The 21,836-nt window shown below is 39.8% G+C and carries 17 protein-coding genes and 1 tRNA gene; 8 read left to right on the plus strand and 10 right to left on the minus strand.

Features of this window, described 5'->3' with window-relative positions:
• Nucleotides 1–322 precede the first annotated feature (322 nt).
• Nucleotides 323–1,594 (plus strand): flagellin lysine-N-methylase, encoded by a 1,272-nt coding sequence (gene fliB / locus ATC1_RS12315; protein ID WP_062282659.1) that lies wholly within the window; start codon nt 323–325, stop codon nt 1,592–1,594.
• Here the strand turns inward: fliB and ATC1_RS12320 are convergent.
• The 5 genes from ATC1_RS12320 to fni all read right to left on the minus strand — a co-directional run bounded on the left by ATC1_RS12320 (nt 1,572) and on the right by fni (nt 6,734).
• Nucleotides 1,572–2,798 carry a hypothetical protein gene (locus ATC1_RS12320; protein WP_062282662.1) on the minus strand — a complete coding sequence of 409 codons (1,227 nt, stop codon included), beginning with the start codon at nt 2,796–2,798 and terminating at the stop codon, nt 1,572–1,574. The genes fliB and ATC1_RS12320 overlap by 23 nt on opposite strands.
• Before the next feature lie 78 nt (nt 2,799–2,876).
• On the minus strand, nt 2,877–4,055 hold the full coding sequence (locus ATC1_RS12325) for an aminotransferase class I/II-fold pyridoxal phosphate-dependent enzyme (protein WP_062282666.1): 1,179 nt from the start codon (nt 4,053–4,055) through the stop codon (nt 2,877–2,879).
• 126 nt (nt 4,056–4,181) lie between these two features.
• A complete protein-coding gene (gene folE, locus ATC1_RS12330) occupies nt 4,182–4,736 on the minus strand; it encodes a GTP cyclohydrolase I FolE (RefSeq protein WP_062284142.1) in 555 nt (184 codons plus the stop codon).
• A 29-nt stretch (nt 4,737–4,765) separates the two neighbouring features.
• Nucleotides 4,766–5,743 carry a polyprenyl synthetase family protein gene (locus ATC1_RS12335; RefSeq protein WP_062282670.1) on the minus strand — a complete coding sequence of 326 codons (978 nt, stop codon included), beginning with the start codon at nt 5,741–5,743 and terminating at the stop codon, nt 4,766–4,768.
• On the minus strand, nt 5,736–6,734 hold the full coding sequence (gene fni, locus ATC1_RS12340; RefSeq protein ID WP_062282673.1) for a type 2 isopentenyl-diphosphate Delta-isomerase: 999 nt from the start codon (nt 6,732–6,734) through the stop codon (nt 5,736–5,738). Before fni ends, ATC1_RS12335 begins: the two co-directional genes overlap by 8 nt.
• 351 nt (nt 6,735–7,085) lie before the next feature.
• On the opposite strand from fni, the gene pyk reads away from it, so the two are divergent.
• The 3 genes from pyk (at nt 7,086) to ATC1_RS12355 (ending at nt 10,298) form a co-directional block, all read left to right on the plus strand.
• Complete coding sequence (gene pyk, locus ATC1_RS12345; RefSeq protein ID WP_062282677.1) at nt 7,086–8,513, plus strand: pyruvate kinase; 1,428 nt, start codon at nt 7,086–7,088, stop codon at nt 8,511–8,513.
• Nucleotides 8,514–8,667: 154 nt separating this feature from the next.
• On the plus strand, nt 8,668–9,150 hold the full coding sequence (locus tag ATC1_RS12350; RefSeq protein ID WP_152024315.1) for a VTT domain-containing protein: 483 nt from the start codon (nt 8,668–8,670) through the stop codon (nt 9,148–9,150).
• Nucleotides 9,151–9,206: 56 nt separating this feature from the next.
• Entirely contained in the window at nt 9,207–10,298 is a 1,092-nt protein-coding gene (locus ATC1_RS12355; RefSeq protein WP_062282685.1) for a putative NPN-dependent ornithine cyclodeaminase, read from the plus strand.
• Between the two features lie 72 nt (nt 10,299–10,370).
• On the opposite strand, the gene ATC1_RS12360 is transcribed toward ATC1_RS12355, so the two are convergent.
• Nucleotides 10,371–12,107 (minus strand): ABC transporter ATP-binding protein, encoded by a 1,737-nt coding sequence (locus ATC1_RS12360; RefSeq protein WP_062282689.1) that lies wholly within the window; start codon nt 12,105–12,107, stop codon nt 10,371–10,373.
• A 456-nt stretch (nt 12,108–12,563) separates the two neighbouring features.
• On the opposite strand from ATC1_RS12360, the gene ATC1_RS12365 reads away from it, so the two are divergent.
• The 3 genes from ATC1_RS12365 (at nt 12,564) to ATC1_RS12380 (ending at nt 15,952) form a co-directional block, all read left to right on the plus strand.
• Nucleotides 12,564–14,006 carry a tryptophanase gene (locus tag ATC1_RS12365; protein ID WP_236688135.1) on the plus strand — a complete coding sequence of 481 codons (1,443 nt, stop codon included), beginning with the start codon at nt 12,564–12,566 and terminating at the stop codon, nt 14,004–14,006.
• A gap of 558 nt (nt 14,007–14,564) precedes the next feature.
• Nucleotides 14,565–15,482: a ketopantoate reductase family protein gene (locus tag ATC1_RS12375; RefSeq protein WP_062282698.1), complete on the plus strand. Its 918-nt coding sequence runs from the start codon at nt 14,565–14,567 to the stop codon at nt 15,480–15,482.
• Nucleotides 15,483–15,505: 23 nt separating this feature from the next.
• Entirely contained in the window at nt 15,506–15,952 is a 447-nt protein-coding gene (locus ATC1_RS12380) for a MerR family transcriptional regulator (protein WP_062282701.1), read from the plus strand.
• Nucleotides 15,953–16,096: 144 nt separating this feature from the next.
• Here the strand turns inward: ATC1_RS12380 and ATC1_RS12385 are convergent, their stop codons facing one another.
• Both ATC1_RS12385 and ATC1_RS12390 read right to left on the minus strand, forming a co-directional pair.
• On the minus strand, nt 16,097–16,885 hold the full coding sequence (locus ATC1_RS12385) for a tryptophan-rich sensory protein (protein WP_062282704.1): 789 nt from the start codon (nt 16,883–16,885) through the stop codon (nt 16,097–16,099).
• A 472-nt stretch (nt 16,886–17,357) separates the two neighbouring features.
• Nucleotides 17,358–18,527, minus strand: a complete 1,170-nt coding sequence (locus tag ATC1_RS12390; RefSeq protein WP_062282707.1) for an iron-containing alcohol dehydrogenase — start codon at nt 18,525–18,527, stop codon at nt 17,358–17,360.
• Nucleotides 18,528–18,913: 386 nt separating this feature from the next.
• Here ATC1_RS12390 and ATC1_RS12395 point away from each other — a divergent pair.
• A tRNA-Asp gene (locus ATC1_RS12395) sits at nt 18,914–18,986 on the plus strand.
• Between the two features lie 213 nt (nt 18,987–19,199).
• Here the strand turns inward: ATC1_RS12395 and arfA are convergent.
• Together arfA and ATC1_RS12405 are read right to left on the minus strand one after the other, a co-directional pair.
• A complete protein-coding gene (gene arfA, locus ATC1_RS12400) occupies nt 19,200–20,699 on the minus strand; it encodes an arabinosylfuranosidase ArfA (RefSeq protein ID WP_062282711.1) in 1,500 nt (499 codons plus the stop codon).
• Between the two features lie 2 nt (nt 20,700–20,701).
• Nucleotides 20,702–21,736 carry a LacI family DNA-binding transcriptional regulator gene (locus ATC1_RS12405; RefSeq protein WP_062282715.1) on the minus strand — a complete coding sequence of 345 codons (1,035 nt, stop codon included), beginning with the start codon at nt 21,734–21,736 and terminating at the stop codon, nt 20,702–20,704.
• Nucleotides 21,737–21,836 lie beyond the last annotated feature (100 nt).

The following is a 21,836-nucleotide window of genomic DNA, read 5'->3' on the forward strand; positions in this document are numbered from 1 at the left end:
CCTTTCATATCACTTCGTTACCAAAGTAATTTTACTGTATTTTTTTGTCTCAGTTCCGATACAGCATATCGAAATGGGAGAAGGATTTATTGTGAGTTCACGCTTTGAATAAGAAAACACAACAAAAATTTTTTTCCTGATTTCGATTTGCTGAATCCAATTCAGTAATTTGAACTGTGGACTTGCGATTCGAATCTATAATAAAATACATCACAACAATAAAGATTCTTCTGCATATTTCGAATTTTTGCTTCCAATTGAGAAATAGACGTTTCTTGTTTACAATTAGTTTCAAAATAAATTTACTATTTACGAGTGAAATATGGGGCTATATCAAAGAATTAACGCATATACACCGGAATGGATGAAAGATTTTTACTGCCTTGGAACCGATTGTCCGAATACCTGCTGCAAGGGATGGAATATTCCGGTTGATCAGGCCCATGCAGAAAAATATGAAAATTTGGATGATTCTGAATTATCCCCCATATTGATGAATGTCTTCAAAAAAATTAGAGTCAAGAAAAATGGGAAACAAGAAAATCGCTACTTCCTTAAGTTGTTAGATCAGGAAGGAGATTTATGTCCGCTTTTAGATAAAACAAGAATGTGCAGGCTGCAAAAAAAATATGGTTCAGAAATTTTATGTACAACCTGTTATTTTTTTCCAAAGATACTCTGGCAGATTGAAGACCAGTGGTCACTCAGCGCTTCATTGTCCTGTCCGGAAGTATTGCGAAAAGCGATTTTAAGTACCGATCCAATCCGTTTTTCATGGATAGAAACAGATCAAGACCCGGATTCGGAATGGCTTGATATATCACTGGTCAGCGATAAGCGCATGCAAATGTTGTTATTAAACAGACAAAAAATCGTCGATATAATGATTATGCTCCTCCAAAATAAGAACGACCTGATTCCCAACAAATTATTTTGCGTATGTGCTTTTTTAAACAGGCTTGGAATTCTTCTAAACTCAGAAGAAAATTCAAGTTTCGATCTGATGATTGCTGAAGCAGTTGATTACATTCATAAGAACGGGATTAATCCGGTCAGACCAGTCGATTCAGTAGAGGATTTAGCCAGATGGTTACAATTGCTAAGTCTGACCTTCAACTGGGGTTTGGAATCCAGCGCCAGATATCATACAGCTATTCAAAAAGATTTTCTTCAACTACTTTCCTATGCGAAAAATCCATTAATCATTATGGCGGAAAATTATCTTTTTGCCCGAAATCAGGTTTTCTACCCTTTTCTTAGAAATAATCCCTATTTGCTCGAAAATTTCCTTGTACATTTCATTTTTTCTGACTTTTTGAAACAATTTTCAATTTATCAAAATGAAACCACGAATGTTTCAAATATCCTTCAATTTGAAATTCTCCAATTATGCGCAGTTTTTTCTTTAATGCAGTTCCTTTTTGTCAAACAAAGTTTAATTTCAGGAGAAATGGATTCTTCAATCTTTTTGGAAGTTATCTATCAAGCCGATCAGAGTTATCTTCATTATCCGATGTACATTTCCCAAAGTATGCGCCATTTTCCAAATATGCCACTGAAAGAAGAGGACATTAGAATGCTTTTGTCGTGTTGAAGAAAACATCCAAAGCTTCATTGACGTTTGGATAGATTTGTGCTCCGAGATTCTGCAGTTGCAATTTCTTCTCTTCGGTCGAATAAATACCATAAGCCTCAATCTCAGGGTAATAGCCATAGTCGCTGAAAATTTTTCCTGCACTTATACAAGATTGGATACCAGAAGCCGAATCTTCGAAAACAGCTATGCGAATTTTTGATCCTTCCTGGATAAATTGCCCCAGTGGATTGGATAATAAATTTCCCTCAACCCATCGATCATAGACCATTTTAGCTGTTTCCAGCGCTTCTGTTTGACTTTGTATCATCGTGTTCAGTATGGATGCGATTGAATGAAAGGGATGGGGTTTGAGAAAGGAATCTTTTGGCAAATGATATTTATTTTCAATATAACTCAAACTGCCCACGCCGATAACTGGTATCGCATGCTCATCCCATCCAATTAATCGGAATGCGATTTCTGCTTCCGGCAGAATAAAATGGGAATCTGCCTCTGTTGCACCGATCGCATCCGGAAGCAAGTTTGGGCGGGCAGTCAGTATTGCCGTGTGAAAACCATCCTTTTTTTGGATCAGCCGATCTCGGTGTTCTTCAGACAGAATCGGAAAATCAACTACTTCGAGATTTGGCGCAATTTGTTCCTGAATATTAAGCTGAAACCGGTTGTTCATATATTCCGTACCTAACAATTGTGTTTCCAATCTTCGGAATAATGGAGAACGATAGATATCTAACGAGTTTAATAAAATCTCTTCCAAAATTGGATCATTCCAAATTCGCGGCAAAACACTATGCTGTTGATTTCGTATACAATTATGATAAATCGCCAAAGCTGGTATTTCTTTGTTTGAAAGTGCTTTTGAAAAATCAATGATCTTGTTTTTCAAAAAAGATAGGAATTGTTCCTGTTCACCGATTGACGGCAGATTGCCCGACTGATCAATAGAAATAAAATTTGGATGTTCACCTCTCACTTCGGCAAACCATTCAAGAAACGCGGCGATAGTCAAAGGTACCATATCCCATTCAGCCTGAATGGAAAAAAATTCAAAGGTTTCAGCGATACGATCATTCACATGCAAATGAGGTTGTCCCAAAAACGTAAGATAATAATTTACCGTATCGGCATAGGAATGACGGTATCCGCCTGGTTGAATTAAAACGCCGTCTATATCCAGCAATACAAAAGTATTTTCTATCATAAAAAACCCATCACCTTTAAAAAATGGCGGGACATAATTAAACGCCCCGCCATTGTAGATCCTCTTGTAACAATATTCTTAAATCAAACCCACTTTTTTCCCGACTACTTTAAAAGTATCAAGCACCTGATCCAATTGTTCTTCGGTATGTGTAGCCATATAACTTGTCCGCAACAACTGCCTTCCTGGAGGGGTTGCAGGGGAAATAACAGAATTCACAAACACACCATTTTCAAATAAACCTTGTGCCATTTCAAAGGTTTTATCATTATCTCCGATCAAAATGGGAATAATAGGAGTAACAGAATTACCGATGTTAAAACCAAGATCCCTGAATCCTTTGCGCATTTTCTCGCCATTGTGGATCAGTTTTGCATTCCATTCCGGTTCAGCTACCATAATTCTCAGCGCAGCTAATGCGGCAGCTGTGCTGGCAGGCTGAATACTTGCGCTGAAAATCATAGATCGGGCATGATGTTTGATGTATTGTACAACATCAGTATCACCGGCGATAAAACCGCCCAATGAGGCAAAACTTTTGCTGAATGTAGACATAATTAAATCAACTTCATCAGTCAATCCAAATTGAGCCGATGTTCCGTGGCCTCCGCCGGTTACACCGATTCCATGGGCGTCATCGACCATGAGCCGTGCCCCATATCTCTTCGCAATCGGTACCAGAAGATCAAGTGGAGCCAGATCTCCTTCCATACTGAAAAGGCCATCCACAATAATCATTTTTCCTGCATCTTCCGGAATAGATTGGAGAACGCGTTCAAGATGGTCCATATCATTATGGGAAAATCGTTCTAATTTTCCATAAGACAATTTGACACCGTCATAAATACTTGCGTGTGAATCTTTATCCAGAACTGCGTAATCTCCCCTGCCAATTAATGCGCTGATCGTCCCAAGATTGACCTGCATACCGGTGGAAAATACCAATGCAGCTTTTTTCCCAACAAAGTCAGCAATTTCATGCTCTAACGTTTCATGTAATTCAATGGAACCATTGAGGTATCGAGAACCAGTACAGCTTGTTCCATATTTTCTGATGGCTTCAATGGCAGCTTCGCGTACTTTCGGATGTGTAGTTAACCCAAGATAATTATTCGAACCACACATTATCAATTTTTTACCCTTATAACTTGCTACATTGCCTTCATTTTCAGACAACGGAAGGAAATAAGGATACTGACCATTTCGAATCATTTCCTTGATATAGTCATCAGCGTAACATTTTTCAAAAATATCCATAATAAGCCCCTATGAAAAAGAATGAGAAATAATAACAAAAAAAACGGGATTTAATAACTGTTTTGAATTGAATCTTCCACATTATACGATTAATGTTAATTCTTCGATCTTTTTTATTCTGATTGATTACAGCAAAACATCCATTTTTAATCGTTCAAAAAATTCATTGCGCAAAGTATTATTTGAATCAAAAACACCAGTAAATAGACTGGTTACTAATTTTGCCTGTTCTTTTTTTACACCACGCATCCTGGCACATAAATGGCTGGCCTCTACTACCACAGCAATTCCCTTTGGTGCCAACACGGATTGAATGGCTTCCATTATCTGGTGAGTCATACGTTCCTGAACCTGAAGACGTCGGGCATACATATCCACGATACGGGGGATTTTTGACAAACCGATTATCTTTCCATCTGGAATATAGGCAACATGTACTTTTCCAAAAAAAGGCATTAAATGATGCTCGCAAAGACTATAGAATTCGATGTCCCGAATCAGAATCATGCCTTCAGCAGCTTCATGGAAAACGGCTCCGTTCACAATTTTAACCAAATCCGCCTGATATCCGCTGCAAATCTCCTGGAACATTTTTTCAACACGATCGGGAGTGCCAATTAATCCTTCCCGTGTTGAATCTTCTCCAATCGCTGCTAAGATAATTCCAACAGCGTCACGAATTGTATTATTCTTATCTGTTGTATTCTGAATCATATTTTTCGATCCAATAAAGAAGTGAAGAGCTCGGAAATTTTTTTCTGGTATTCTTCGTGAATCGTATAACTTTGTAATAAACAAGTTGCTTTATCAGTAAAATACTGGCAACGCATTTCTGTATATTTATCCGCACCGATTTCTTTCAGCCAGGAATTTACTTTTTGTACTTCGGACTCATCGCCTGAATAATTTGTCCAGAATTCCTTGAAATCTGAGTCTTTTTCCAATCCGTAAACGATCGGGAGTGTCATTTTTTTACTGGTGATATCACTTGATACTGATTTCCCGAACACGTCGGTATCGCCCCAGATACCGAGAAAATCATCCCGTATTTGGAATGCATAGCCGAAGTATTCTCCGACTGTCGTAAAATCTTCAAGGACTCGATCGTCAGCACCGGCTGCAAGCGCACCAAATGCACAACATCCGCCAAATAATGAAACGGTTTTTCCATGAATCATGGAGAAATACTCATCCTCGCTAATCACATCCCGTTTTTCAAAGGATATATCCCGATGCTGACCTAATATAAGATTCTGGATAATACGATTAAAAATCTTTATAGCCTTTGGTTTTTGCTCAGAAGTCGCTGCATCCAATATCGATTGATACGCAATTGCGAATAACAAATCCCCTGCATTTAAACTAAGTGGCAAGCCCCATTTTTTCCACAAAGTTGGCAAGCGATGACGGGTATCACTCTGATCTTCAATATCGTCATGGATTAAAGTAAAGTTATGCAAGAGTTCCAGACTGATGCCGAATGGGAGAGAAATTTCCCAATCCCCGCACAAAGAACCGCTGACCAATCCACAGATGATTGGGCGTAATCTTTTTCCGCCACCGATCAGATTTCCATCAGGATCAAATCCCACCGAATAATAAATCATCTCTTTCAATGTTTTATCGTGATGAAGGATTTCTTTTTCAGACAAGAATTTTAATAGCTCAATATTAATTTTTTCAATCATAATCTTTTTCTTTTACAATTGTTTGACTTAAAAATTTTGCAATGCGCAATTGTTGCACAAGGATCTCTAAAAATGACACAACAGCTTGCGGCCCTTCATTTGCCGGAGCTAATAAGGGACCGGCAATTCCTATCATTTTGGCACCTAATAGTAACGCTTTCCAGATATCAACACCATGAGTGATACCGCCTGAAGCAATCAGGGAAATATTTGGGAATCGTGCGTGAATTTGTTCTATACATTGAGCTGTTGGAATACCCCAGCTAAAAAAAGGGGATGCCAATTGCTCAGCAGTTTCAGTGCCGGATATTTCGGCTTCAACTTTCGCCCAGGATGTACCTCCTGCTCCCGCTACATCGATGATCTGGACACCTGCATCAATTAAATTTTTTGCCACAACGTCAGAAATTCCCCATCCAACTTCTTTTACAATGATCGGCACTGGAAAATTCGAGCACAAATAGTCAATTTTTTTTAAAAGTCCAGAAAAATTTGTGTTTTTTGAGGATTGCAACACTTCCTGTAGCGGATTCAGATGCAAAATCAGCGCATTTGCTTCAATTAATTCAATCGCCCGCAGACATTGATCTCTGGAGAACCCATAATTAAATTGAACAGCCCCAACATTTGCCAAAACTGGAATACTCGGAGCATATTTTCTTGGATTATCATAAATCCCGTGTGAATCTTCTTCAAGCAGTATCCGCATTGATCCCATCGCAAATGGGATGTTCAGTGTGTTCGCTGCTTCCAGCAGAGATCGATTGATTCGATTTCCGGATTCTGTTCCACCGGTTATCGAGGAAATTAATATAGGGGCAGCAATTTTTTGATTGAGAAAAACTGTCTCGGTTTTGATATCTTCGAAATTTGTCTCAGGCAGTGCATTATGAACAAGCCTGTATTTTTCAAATCCGTTCGTAGATTCCGATTGAACATTTTTATTCAAACAGACGGCAATATGGTTGTCTTTGCGAGAATTAATCGTCATGATTCAGCCTTTTAATACCTCTCAGTTTACCATGTTTTGAAATGATTCTCAAAAACAGTAATTCAAAATTTTAGAATTCCGTCTATGAAAAAAGAGAAATACTATTTTCCCTCTCTCTTGAACAACAAGTTTCTATTTCAAATTAATGGAATATACACAAATCAAAAGATGGGGAGGACTCTTTTTATATTGTGATGCTTTTAGAGCAAAGCGCAAAAACATCACAATAAATTTTTCCCTGGTTGGTTCAAATAGTAAATCAATACTTCGAATAAATGAAATATTGCATCAATTCTCCCATATTCACAGTAGAATTAATATTAAGAAAGCATCCTTTTTATAGAGGCTGATATGAGAAAAACGAAAATCATTTGCACACTCGGTCCTGCTACAGATGAGGGTGGAATATTGGAAAAACTGATAACGACTGGCATGGATACTGCCAGATTTAACTTCTCGCATGGTTCTCATGAGGAACACAAAAGAAGATTTGATGCTTTAGTAAAATTGCGTGAAAAGTATGGATTGCCAATTTCCACATTGTTGGATACGAAAGGTCCTGAAATCAGAATCGGTACTTTTAAGGAAGGTAAGATCAATCTAATTTCCGGACAAAAATTTAAGCTGACAACCAAAACCGTGGAAGGATCCAATGAAGAAGTATCGATCTCTTATAAAGATTTGCCTAAGGACATCACTATTGGCGACAAAATTTTAATTGATGACGGATTAGTGGAGTTGGAAACAATCGATAAAACCAATACAACCATCACCTGCATCGTAAAAAATGATGGGACAATTTCGGATCACAAGGGAGTCAATGTGCCTGGGACACATATAACCATCCCATACATCAGCCAGGCAGACAGAGAAGACATCATTTTTGCCATTCAGAACGGCTTTGATTTTATTGCTGCTTCTTTTGTGAGAAATGCGGAAGATATTCATAAAATTCGATCCATATTAGAAGAATTCCATTGTAATTCGATTGCCATCATCGCAAAAATTGAAAATCGGTTAGGTGTAAAGAATATCGATGAAATCATTAAAGCTGCGGATGGCGTCATGATTGCCCGTGGAGATATGGGGATTGAGCTACCCATCGAAGATGTCCCAGTTATACAGAAAAAAATTATTAAAAAAGTATATAATGCCGGAAAACAGGTCATTACCGCAACCCAGATGTTGGATTCCATGATGAAGAATCCAAGACCTACCCGAGCTGAAGCTACAGATGTTGCAAACGCAATTTACGATGGAACCAGCGCTGTTATGTTGTCCGGAGAGACCGCTGCGGGCAAATACCCCGTTCAATCCTTAAATACAATGATTCGAATTATCGAACGGACAGAAAACGACATTGATTATCAGTCCCGCTTTCTTAAAACTGAAACCTGGGGATCAACCATTTCTGAAGCCATATCCCATGCCACTTGTATGTCCGCAATCGATTTACGAGCAAAAGCCATTATTACAGTCACGAAAACAGGAAGAACAGCACGTCAAATTTCCAGATTTCGCCCGGCATGTCCCATTCTCAGTTGTACACCCAGCGAAGTAAGTTATCGCCAAATGAACCTCAATTGGGGGATTAAACCGATTTTAATTACAGAAGAATCTGAAACAAAATTACTTTTTCAGCATGCTGTTGACGCCTGTAAGAAATCAGGGTATCTTAATGACGGAGATCTTGTCATTCTAACGGCTGGCATACCTATCGGAGTCAGTGGAAACACGAACCTTCTCAGAGTTCACATCGTCGGTAAAGAAGATTTCTAATCGAATTCGATATTCCAAATTTATCAACCATCTTTTTCCTGAACGTTATCACGATTCGATTCAGAGAGGGAAACTTGTGAATAAATGGGTCCAAATAAAACAAAATAAAGTGGTAAAAGCCTTGATATTGGTATCCCTGATTTTGATAGCGATCATGATTTCAAGTAGAATAGATTATTCCTTAATTCAAAGATTTATCCAGAATCATCGATATTTGGGCATTTTTTTATGCGTATTTCTGTATGCGTGTTTAGGCGCAACGCCCGTTCCTTCGGAACCATTCACGATTGTTTTATCCGGACTTTGTGGACCAATTTGGACAATTTTTATGGTCACAATCGGAAATACTGCTGCAGCTTTTGTTGAATATTTGATCGGAAGTCAAGTATCAGATATCACTGAGTTTACACAACGAAAGGTAACCTTACCGAAATTTTTAAAAAAATTGCCAATCGATTCCCCTGTATTCCAAATCTTCGGCAGAGTAATCCCGGGGGTGGGAGCCAAATTTGTGGGTATCACCAGTGGCATGTATCGAATCAGTCTGTTTACATTTTTTTGGACTGCCATCCTTTCGAATTTTGCCGGTGCAGCAATTGTCGCATATGGTGGATACGGATTGTTCGAACTTTTATAGCGACGGTTCTTGTCTTTCTACTTTATCATTCTACTAATATCACGGAGAAATAAATCATGAAATTTCATTTGCCGGAATACCACTCCCCGGATTTTTCGCTTGAAAAATTCCAAAATTCCCCTGATGTAAAAACCGAATCCGTTTTATGGGATGGAATTGCACCGGATTTCTTTCACGCAACCTCGATTTTTCCTGAATATTTTAAAATTAACGAAAGATGGATGCTGGCTGAAGAAAGCAGAATGGATTGCTGTATTAAAATCAACAATGGGAAACTGGAAGTAATTGAACCGCGAAACCTGAAAAAAGGAGATATGGTTGTTATTGGCAGGACTGAACATGGAGAGGATGGAATTTTTCTTCATGAAGATGGTTTTGAAGAATTAAACACGGGGAAAGAGCGTTTTTCATTTCGAACAGGACGAAGTCGAGAAACTGCTTTTTCAAAAGATTATGATTCCCTCTACGAATTACTAAATTTTGACAAAGAAAATGGAAATATTTTATGGGTGATGGGGCCGGCATGCACTTTTGATGCAGATTCCAGAAAAGCCATGGAAATATTAATCGAAAATGGTTATGTAGATGGGCTTTTAGCTGGAAATGCATTGGCTACACACGATTTGGAAGCAGCATTATTTGGAACTGCGCTTGGTCAAAACATCTATACGCAAATTTCGCAGAAAAATGGGCATTATAACCACCTTGATCTCATTAATAAAGTTCGAAAAAGCGGTTCCATTGCTAATTTTATTCAGACTGAATCGATTCGAAACGGAATCATTTATTCATGCAATCGATATGGAATTCCTTTTGTGTTGACTGGTTCCATCCGCGATGATGGTCCGCTTCCGGATGTAATCGGGAACACTTATGATGGACAGGACGCCATGCGGAATTTGATTCGAAAAGCAACAACCATTATTTGTCTGGCGACACAACTGCATACGATAGCGACCGGAAATATGACCCCATGTTATCGAATCAATCATGGAATTATCAGACCGTTGTTCATGTATACCATCGATATTTCGGAATTCGCAGTGAACAAACTCAGTGATCGCGGCAGCCTGACAGCAAAATCCATCGTGACCAATGTTCAAGATTTTCTCGTGATGGTTTCCAAAGGTGTGCTAAAAAACCAATAAAGTTTTTCAATAGAATCACATCTTTTTTTAAACAATCCGTGATAAGAAGAGCTATTCGATGAAGCAGTTATTTCAGTCCATTTCTTCTGCTTGAAACTGTACGGAACAATAACTTGCGTATAAGCCGCCGGTTTTGCTGAGTTCATCGTGCGTTCCTACTTCGACAATTTCACCCTGGTCTAATACAAGAATCTGATCTGCCCGTTTGACTGTGGATAATCGATGCGCGATGACAATGATAGTTCGAGTACCAGCCAATTTTTGAATTGAATCTTGAATTTCCTTTTCGGTTTGAACATCAACCGAAGCTGTCGCTTCATCCAGAATCAGGATAGGACTGTTACGCAGCACAGCTCTTGCAATGGCTATGCGCTGTTTCTGGCCACCGCTCAAGCGAACGCCACGTTCTCCGATCATCGTTTTATATGCTTCAGGCATATCCTGAATAAACTCATGCGCAGAGGCAATTTTTGCCGCTTCAATAATTTGTTCAATACTTGGATTCGCTGCTCCATAGGCAATATTCTCCTCAATGGTGCCATGAAACAAGAATACATCCTGCAATACCATTGAAATGTTTTTTCGCAGCGAATCAATCTTATACTTACGAATGTCCTGACCGTCTATCAACACACGACCTTCCTGTGGATCATAGAAACGTTCTATTAATGAGATAATCGTCGTTTTTCCAACACCCGTTGGACCAACCAGAGCCAACATTTTTCCTGGTTCAACATGAAAACTGACATTTTTTAATACAGGTGAATCGAAAGAATAATGAAAGGATACATTTTCGAAGGTCAGTCCTCCGTCACATTTTTCCATCGGAACAGCATCCGGCAAATCCACAATGTCCGGTTCGGAATCAAGAATCTCAAAGATACGAATCGCCCCGGAAAAAGCACGTGTGAAATCTTCCAACGTGCGAGACATGGTCGTAACAGGTTCATAAAGAAGGTTCAGATACAGGATGAAACCCACAATATCTGATATTGGCAGTTCCCCATGCAGCCCCATCCAGCCGCCGTACCCAAGCACGACAACAGTTCCGATCGATGTAAAAAATTGAATCATCGGACGGAAAAACGTAATATTCTTTAGTGCGTTCACCTCTAAAGCTGCATATTTACGTGTTATTTCATGAACGCGTTTGGATTCTTCTCTTTGTTTCCCGAAAGCCTGGATTTCTTTGATTCCGGAGAGATTATCTTGCAGGATTGCGTTGATTTCTCCCATTACTTTCCGGCTTTTTACAAAAATCGATGATATCCGGCTCGAAAATTTAACCGCAAAGACAATAACAAAAGGAATCGGGATACAGGTTGCCATCGCTAATTTTACATTGATGGAGAATAATAGGATCACAATGATCAGGATTGTGAAAACACTGCTGAAAATATCAGGGAGAGCATGTGATATCAGTGTTTCGACTTTATCGGCATCATTGATGATGTGAGACATCAAATCACCAGTCTGCTTATTATGGTAAAAATGAAGCGACAGTTTTTGAAGATGATCATACATCTTCCAATAGATCTCTGGCACGAGATTCCAGGACACTTTGTGACTTAAATAACTACTGAGAAAACTGAATAAGAAACGCAACAAATATGCCAAAAGAAGTATTCCGGAGAGTAACCAGATAAAATTTTCAGTCAGCGTATTTTGTTCCAGACGCGAGGTTAATTCTCTTACAAGGGCAGGCGTAGTAAAGTTCAGTATATTTAGCATAATCAGCGAAAATATGGAAATCGTAAGATATTTCCAATATCCGCCTGTCATTTTTATTATTCGCAGTAATAGTTTCATTTTCTTACTCCAAGTCCAATATTTTATCAGATTTCCATTCAAAAATCGATTCGAAAAATTCAATTTCTGCAATTTATAAATAGAGAAATATATAAAATGATGTACTGTTCTTGCAACCTAAGAGCAAGAACAGCACATCACGATATTTCCTCAGTTGATTCATAAGAATTTTATAAATCGCGTTGATTAGTTAAGAGAAAACTCAGCCCTTGTCAATCTGACGATTTCTCATTAAAATCATTTGCAACTATGAATTTCCAAATTCTTTCTGCCTACGCTTATTATTATTACGGCAAACGAAATAACGTTGTGCCGGATTTTTCGCGTAAGTAAGAATCATCAGTCAAAAATAAAAAAAAGCGATATCTTCCGGATATCGCTTTTTTTTATTTTCTTTTCGTCATTCAACCTGAATTTCAACTCAGGAAAAACATAAAAACCAATTTGGAGGATATGATGGAAGTGAAATTATCAAATGGCAAAGTAATTCCGATGGAAATGCACAAAATTAAAATTGTTCAACAGACATTCTTGCCAGCCATAGAAGAACGCATTGAAGCAATACAATCAGCGGGTTTCAATACATTCCTTCTCAAAAGCCACAACCTTTTTCTGGACATGTTGACTGACAGCGGGACCAATGCGATGAGCGATAACCAGCAGAGCGCCATGCTTTTATCCGATGATGCTTATGCCGGATCAGAGAGTTTTTACAAATTGGAAGAAGCTGTTCAAGATATTTTTGGTTTGAAATATGTAATTCCAGCACATCAAGGTCGAGCCTGTGAACATTTAATTGCAAAAGTTTTTGTAAAACCCGGAACCTATGTCATTACGAATTACCATTTCACTACCACAAAAGCACATATCCGGCTATGCGGCGGGGAAGTCATTGAGTTGATCGGTGATGAAGGACGAATCACCAACAGCCATTGTCCTTTCAAAGGTAATATGGATGTTCTGGAACTCCGAAAAACAATCGAAAAATTAGGCAAAGAGCGGATTAATTCGATCAGAATGGAAGCGACAACGAATTTAATAGGCGGTCAACCATTTTCTATGCAAAACTTGAAGGAGGTCAGGAAAATCGCTAACGAATATGGCATTATGATGGTAATGGATTGCAGTCTGATCTCAGAAAACGCTTATTTTATCAAAACCAGAGAACCAGGATTTGAGGATAAAACAATCAAAGAAATTATTCGTGAGATGATTGAACAGGTCGATATGGTCTACATGTCAGCCAGAAAAAGCGCCATGGCAAGAGGAGGACTGATTGCAACGAATCATCAAAGGATATTTAACGAAATTCTTCCCAATGTACCGGTATATGAAGGATTTATTACATATGGCGGAATGTCAACGAAAGAAATTGAATCGATCGCCGTCGGGATGTATGAAATGGTTGACCTCAATATCGCTGGCAGCGGCGCAGAGTTTATCAGATTCTTTGCGAACCGATTAATTGAGTACGGAGTACCCGTTGTAACACCTCCCGGGGGATTAGGCTGTCATATTGACGCTTCAAAATTCTTGCCAAATATCCCCTGGAATGAGTATCCTGCCGGAGCTTTGGCAGCAGCAGTCTATATCATTTCCGGCTGCCGCGGAATGGAAAGAGGCAGTTTATCAATGGATCGGGAAGCTGATGGGGAAGAAGAACAATCCGACATGGAGCTTCTCCGACTGGCTGTCCCAAGAAGGACTTTTACGATGTCGCAATTAGAATTTTTAGCGGATCGTATTTCCTGGCTCTACAATCATCGCGACCTCATTCAAGGATTAAAATGGGTTGAAGAACCGCCTGTGTTACGATTCTTTATCGGTCGCCTGGAATCCATTAATCGTTGGGAGTACGATCTGCTTCAGGCCTTTCAATCGGATTTCGGAGCGTATTAACGATTTCGGCTGATGATTCGCACGCTCTGTTTGTTTTCGGCATAGTTTATTAAGCATCTTCGATGATGATTCATTTCGATCAGGACATACAGTAATTCGAAATAATAAAAATTAGGAGAAACGAATAAATATTGTCAAAAAAAAAGCTTGTACCTGAATGAATGATGTTCTATATGAAGTTATTAGAAAACAAGTCAAATGGTTTGGATAAATTCTGTCATTGTGTCATTGCGAGTCCCGCAGGAACGAATCAATCTCCTGCCGCATGCAAGAATAGAATGCTTCTCAATGATCGCAATGACAGATCATTACATGAATAATTCATCCAATAAATCTTTTACACAAAGCGCAAGAATCAACACAACATCATATATATTTTTTGCATCTTTCGAAATACTGCCCCATATTCCTGATGACTGAAATCATAAGAACGACAAGTTTTCTTGATGGTTTTGAAAAGTATTTTCATATTTCGAATTGCTCCTGTTGAACCAAACAAATATTTCTAAAGTAAAATGAATGATGTAGTGATTACTATTTTTTACAAGGATCATAACGATGGAAATTAAAACTGTTTCAATTATTGGCCATGGTGTTTTAGGAAACCTTTTCGGAAAAATCATCACCGATCACCTCGGAAAAGAAGCTGTTCGATTTGTCGCAGACAAAGATCGAATTGAACGCTATCAAAGAGAAGGTGTGTTTTCCAATGGAGAAAAATGCGATTTCCTCTATATGGATTCAGATGCACCTTGTGAACCGGCTGATCTTGTGATATTTACAGTTAAATACCTGCAATTGAACAGTGCAATCAAGACAGCCAGGAACCAGATTGGAGATAATACGATCATTTTATCTCTGCTAAATGGTATCGTCAGCGAAGAAATCATCGGAAAGACCTATGGAATGGACAAGATCCTCTACAGTGTCGCTCAAGGAATGGATGCTGTGAAAACAGGGAATCAACTGACGTATCATCTCCCTGGCCGAATTGAATTCGGTGAAGCAGATGGATCATATTCGGACAAAGTTAAAGCTGTGGATGAATTCTTCACGAAAGCTGGAATCGCTCATGGAATGCCGAAAGACATGATCAAAAAGATGTGGAGCAAATGGATGCTCAATGTCGGCGTCAATCAGGTGGTTACTGCTTACGAAACAACATATCGGGAAACGCAAAAAGAAGGGGAAGCCAGAGATAAATTCCTCGCTGCTATGAGAGAAGTCAAAGCAATCGCAAATTACAAAGGAATCGATCTCACTGAAGCTGATATCCAGTACTGGGTAAATGATGTCCTTGCACCAATGAGTCCGGATGCCATGCCATCCATGCGGCAGGATACATTAGCTCATCGTAAAACAGAGGTTGATCTATTTGCCGGAACAGTGATCCGACTTGGAAAAGAATGCGGCATTCCAACGCCAGTCAACCAATTCCTGTATGATCGTATTAAAGAAATCGAAAGCAAATTTTAGAATAATTTGATTGAGGCATTCGAATGAACTATTCCATCAGCGAAGCTGCAAAACGGATGAATACAACGCCCTATACACTCAGATATTATGAAAAAGAGGGCTTGTTGCCTTTTATCGATCGAAATGCAAACGGGATTCGAGAATTCAAAGAAAGTGATTTTGAATGGCTGGCTCTCATTGAATGCCTGAAAGGTACTGGAATGCCTATCAAAGAGATTGGCGAATTCATCAGTTGGTGCATGGAGGGTGACAGCACACTGCAGAAACGGCTGGATATGTTCCTGAAACAAAAGGATGAACTCGAGAAAAAAATGGCTGAACTTCAAAAATACCTTGACAAGATCGATTACAAAATCTGGTACTACACCACTGCCGTTGAAGCTGGCACCGAATCGATTCATAAAAAAAACTGTGCTCAAATCGAAAACAATTCGACTGGAACGCTTGCCATAGAAGAAATCCATGCTTAATGAATAGCGCAAAAAACTGATTTGTAATTCTGCATCTGTTTTTTTATAAGGCATAAAAAACCTTGGCTCATGAATTAGCTGCCAAGGTTTTTTAATTCAAAAAATGCCTATGATTGAAAGGGATTTAATTTTATTGGATACAGGTCATTTTTCTACAACAGGGATCACAGAAAACCGATTTCGAATCAACTGTACGACAGCAATCAACAGTAAAAGGATCATTCCAACAAGAGCAATTGTTTGCAGCAGGTTATATTCGCCGTTAAAACCTTCAGGCGCTTTTAGGAATTGATAAATTCCAAAATATGCCCAGGAAACAGGAAGCGGAAAAGCGGCATTGCGGATTTTCAAGAGCACAAGAATTAACAACACGATTGCGATTAATAGAATTGCAACTGCCCAGGTCGATTTGGCAATTCCGAAGCCATCCCATTCTTGTTTTACGAATGCAGCTGAAATATTAACCACGTTTGCAATAAATAACCAACCGGTATATATTCCGAATGTCAAAGGCAACAGCCACTGCTTTCCGTCCTGAATTGTCAGTAACTTTTGGCATATGATTGATAACGTGATAACAAACCCCAATATAAACAGAACTGATAACTCAACTAATTCATAAGAGAAAGAAACAATCCATGCAATATTCAATAAACAAGAAATCCAGAAAAGAACAGAAATCTGATTTAAGGCTTTTTGGAAATAAGGATCGTTCTTTTTTACAAGCATAATAATAACGGAAATGATTAACAAAGAATAAATCACACTCCAGATGCTGAAAGTGGAAGGACTCGGTGTGATCAGGGTAAGGTAGGTATCCGAAATTTCCTTTTGCGAAAGGCCATTAATTAAGCCCAACGCTCCCAGTGTATTGATAACCAATGTAACTGCCAATAAGATCAAATTGACCCAGGCTTTTTTTGTTGCATTCATGAGATTTCTCCTTTTAATACTGTTTTCCTGACATGTAAAAGAAGATTATGAGAAAGCTTCTTTATCCTTACCAATGTCTGATTTACGAAGACCGGATCAAAAGGGAACTTTCCCTCCCATTTTGATCTACCAATGGAATGAAGTTGAATTGAAATCATTTCAAATCATTTTTCAAAATAAGGTTTAATTTCTTCTGTTTTCTTATAATCCATTGCACTCCTGATTAGAATTTATTGCTTGAATCAATTGTACAATATATCGATTATTTTCAATTACAGTATTAAATTTATCCATTAATTCGAAATAGTGACTTACTTTTCGAATCAATTGAGGGGAAAATCTTTGTAGTATTGTTTTTGCATAAAACGCAAAAAACAATACTACAAGAGGCTTTCTCTTTTTTCTAATAAGGTTCAATTAAATTTCGAAGTGCCACATTTTTTACGACAGTTTTTTGCGAAGTAATATATCGTTATCGATAGGATTCCTGATAAATCTTCAAACAATCCTCATCCGTAAGAACTGCCGGATCTACATGGAACAAGTGCCCCATCGTATGTCGGGCATTCTTCACGATTTCAGGTAACTCTTCACGAGTAATGCCATAATCAGACATTTTCAATTGATCGACATGACATCGGCGCTGCAGATCAACCAATGCATCGACAAAATCCATCGGTTGTGAGGCTTCCGTTTTGCCCAATGCCTGAGCCATTTTTACGAGACGATCATCACAGGAGCCGGATTTCGCAAAGAATGTGTAATACGCTTTGCTGATCATGATCAAACCCGCGCCATGAGGCAAATTCGGGTGATAGGCACTGAGCGCATGTTCCAGTGAATGTTCCGAAATACATCCAGAAACACTTTCTACAATACCGGATAAGGTATTCGCCAATGCGACATTGTCCCGCGCATCGAGATTTTTCCCATCCGCAACTGCTTTGTCAAGATTTGCTCCGATCGACTCAATTGCTTTTAACGCGAAAAGATCGCTCATCACGTTGGCTGTTGTATTGAGGTATCCTTCGGTACTGTGGAACAATGCATCAAATCCCTGGTAAGCAGTTAAAGTTGGCGGAATGGAGACCATCAGTTCCGGATCCACGATTGATAAATACGGGAAAGTGCAATCCCACCCGGATCCAATCTTCTCATTTGTATCTTCTTTGGTGATCACAGCCCAGGGATCAGCTTCGGTTCCCGTACCGGCTGTCGTCGTAATCGCAACAATCGGAAGCGGCTGATTCTTAACCGGTTGACCTTTACCGCTGCCAGCTCCTACATAATCCCAGTAATTCCCGTCATTGGTAGCCATCACAGCTATCGCTTTTGCAGAATCAATGCTGCTGCCGCCGCCAAAGCCAATTACGAAATCGCATTGCTCTGCTTTTGCCAGAGCAGCACCTTCCGTGACATGTTTCAACATCGGATTGGGCATTACTTTATCAAAAACCACATAGCTCACACCGGCTTTATCCAACTGCCCTTCAAGTTGATCCAGGTATCCGTTTGCGCGGATCGATTTTCCAGATGAAATCACAATCAAAGCTTTTTTGCCGGGCAGTGTTTGCTGATGCAGATTGTTAAGCTGACCGCGTCCAAATAGAATTCGGACTGGAACATAGTAATTAAAATTCATGATTCTTTCCTCCATTTTTTCTGTTTCGCTTTTGATAATTCAATCATATAACTTGGAGTTGGCTCTAAGTCAAGGTCTAAATTGATGATTCATGATGTCCTAATTACTCAGAAAATTAAACGAATATGTATAAAGAAAAGAAAAATTGTTGTTGCATTTTCTTTGTCAATTCACACCTTTTTGTAGAATTAAATGCAACCTCCTCTTTGTCAGACTTAGTGCAACCTGGATTTCCCTTTTTCATCTTCCCAAGTTGCATTTACTATTTCAATTCACGAGGTCGTTGATTAACAACTCATTTTTATGAAATTACTTGACCTGATTCAATACCTGTGCTAAAATTTCTCCCGTTGAGCGAATCAGAGACGAAAGTCAAAGAAAACTCTGGGGGCGTGGTGTAGCGGCTAACATGCGGCCCTGTCAAGGCCGAGATCGCGGGTTCGAACCCCGTCGCTCCCGCACAAAGGTGTACTAATAAAAGTACACCTTTTTTGTTTAATACTTCGGTAATGATCGATAAAACTATTTTATACTGATCGAGTTTCACGAATCAATTTATTGAATTCTGTTTTCATTTATTGAAAATGACAGATCGGGCGACTCCCCACCAACATATATTCTTGATCGATGAAAAAACCATTAATCGGACATTAAGCGTTTCTGTCCCTACCCTCAACGATTATTTACAGAAAGACGGATCATGTTCCAGGAAGAAGGCGGCAGATCGATTGTGAGGATTCCATCTTTTGTATTCGGGCACTCTCTTGCCTGCGGTTTGATAGGCTCATGATCAGCATCATTCCGCTGAGCAGAGTCATTCCCGGACAAAGAAATCCATTCCTGAACATAATCCCAATCCTGATTGAAGTAAATCGTGCAATTCAGGGCTTCGGTCTGATTTCGATTAACCAAAAAAAGCGTGCAAATGCCATCGAGGTTTAATACTGCGGATGCGTCCAGATAAGGGACATTTTTCCGAATTGTGCAATCATATTGTGCGGATTCACAGCTTAACCGCAGACTTGTTCCTCTTCCATATTTTGACAGGTAAAGAAAAGGATAGTAAATCGTCTGGACCCACGCGCGTCCATTGGGTTCCGTCATGATCGGTGCGATGACATTAACAAGCTGCGCCAGACAGGCAATTTTTACCGTATCCGCATTGCGTAAAAGTGTGTTCAACATACATCCGACCAGCAACGCATCCGCAAGATCATAATTTTCTTCCTCGATGGGTCGGGCTACAGTCCATTTGGGCGGCTGTTGACCGCTTTTTTGAAAATGGTACCAGACGTTCCATTCATCAAAAGACAATGCAATATCATGCGCCTCTTTTTGCTCCATCTTCGCTTCCCGACAGATCACTGCAATTTTGTGGATCATCTCTTCCATCTCAAGACTCCGGGAAAGGAAAGAAGGAATATCACCGTCATTATTCTGGTAATACTGATGTAGAGAAATGTAATCGATATACCGATAACAATGCTTGAGGACAGTTCGTTCCCAGGAACCAAAAGTTGGCATGTCATAGAAAGAGCTGCCGCAGGCAATCAGCTCGATCGATGGATCCATCCATTTCATCATCTTAGCGGTTTCACAGGCAATTCGGCCGTATTCCTCCGCTGTTTTCATACAGATTTGCCAGGGTCCATCCATTTCATTACCAAGACACCAGAGCTTGATATTATAGGGCTTCTCATGTCCATTTTGGCGTCGCAAATTCGCAAATTTGGTAGGCAGATCGCCATTAACATATTCAAGCAGATCAACCGCAGATTGCGGTGTTCCGGTGCCAAGGTTGACACCCAGCATAGGTTCGATTCCAAGTCGTTCACACCATTGCAGAAATTCATCGGTGCCCACTTCATTGGGTTCAAGCGCTGACCAGGCGAGATCTGCCCGCATCAGGCGTTCGTCTTTGGGACCGATCCCATCCAGCCAGTTATAGCCGGAGAGGAAATTCCCGCCGGGATAGCGGATATGAGACAGGTTCAATGGCCGAATCAGACTGGCTACATCCGTGCGAAAGCCATACTTATCCGCAGTGGTATGACCTGGCTCATAAATACCAGTGTAGACAGCACGCCCCATATGTTCGATGAAAGAGCTGAAAATTCGTTTATCGATTGGTGCAATCGTTTGATTTTTTGATATTGAGATTTCGGCATTCATTTTTATTCGTTGATTCTTTGAGTAGATTCTCGCTCAATGATTGTACAGTCGAGCATAATTTGATGCCCCGTTGGTTTTTCGCCTTGCAGGAGGCGCAGCATTTCTTTTGCAGCAGTCTGGCCGATTTCAAATAACGGGAGTGCCACGCTTGATAGGCTGGGGCGGCATACCGACGCTATCGCCTGATTATCAAAGCCGATGAGCCGGAAATCTTTTCCAACTTCGATCCCATTTGCATTGCAGTAATCCAAAACACCTAATGCCATCAAATCGTTATGTGCAAATATGGCAGTCACACCTTCACGGATCAATTGTTTGCCTAGAACGCTGCCGCAGTCGCGCCCCCAATCTCCTGTTAGTGTCAGATTCGGATCGTAGGGAATTCCATGCGCGAACAACGCAGATTGATGTCCGCGGATTCGTTTTGCCGTATGACTGCTATCCGCCAGCCCGGTAATCATCCCGATTTTTCGATCACCACGGTTGAGCAGAAGCTCCGTCTCTTCATAACTGGCTTTTTCATCGTTATAGATAATGGAAGGAATGGATGGATCTTCACTGACGCAGTACGCACAGACATATTTTAGATTGGTATGATCAGGCAGCGAAATAACGATATGGCTGTGACACCCGATATAGATGATTCCATCAACCTGCTTGCTGATCATGTCATCCACAGTAGAATGCACCAGCTCAACACTTTCTTTTAGATCTTTCGGTCCATTGCCATATCGTTTGAAAAAGCGCAGATTGGAAAGAATGTAATGATACCCTGCCGTCTCACATTCCGCAGCGATTCCATCAACAATTTCAGGAGCGTTAAAAACGGTCAGATCTTCTGTGATAATACCAATCGTGTGACTGGACCCAGCTTTTAAGTTTCTCGCATTCAGATTGGGATGATAATTCAGATTTCTAGCGACTTCGAGTACTTTTTCCCTGACCTTTGGGTTGACGCCAGTTTTCCCGTTAAGTACTTTACTGACGGTTGCAATTGAAACGTTTGCCTGTTTCGATATTTCTTTTATCGTAGCCATTTTTACACCTGCACATTATTCTGATCCTCATAATAAACGTTTTCTTCTGGAATTTCAAGGGGATTTTAAATCGTTTTTCGGCAGAATAAAACTATATTAT

It is taken from the genome of Flexilinea flocculi (assembly GCF_001192795.1).
Taxonomy (GTDB): Bacteria; Chloroflexota; Anaerolineae; order Anaerolineales; family Anaerolineaceae; genus Flexilinea; species Flexilinea flocculi.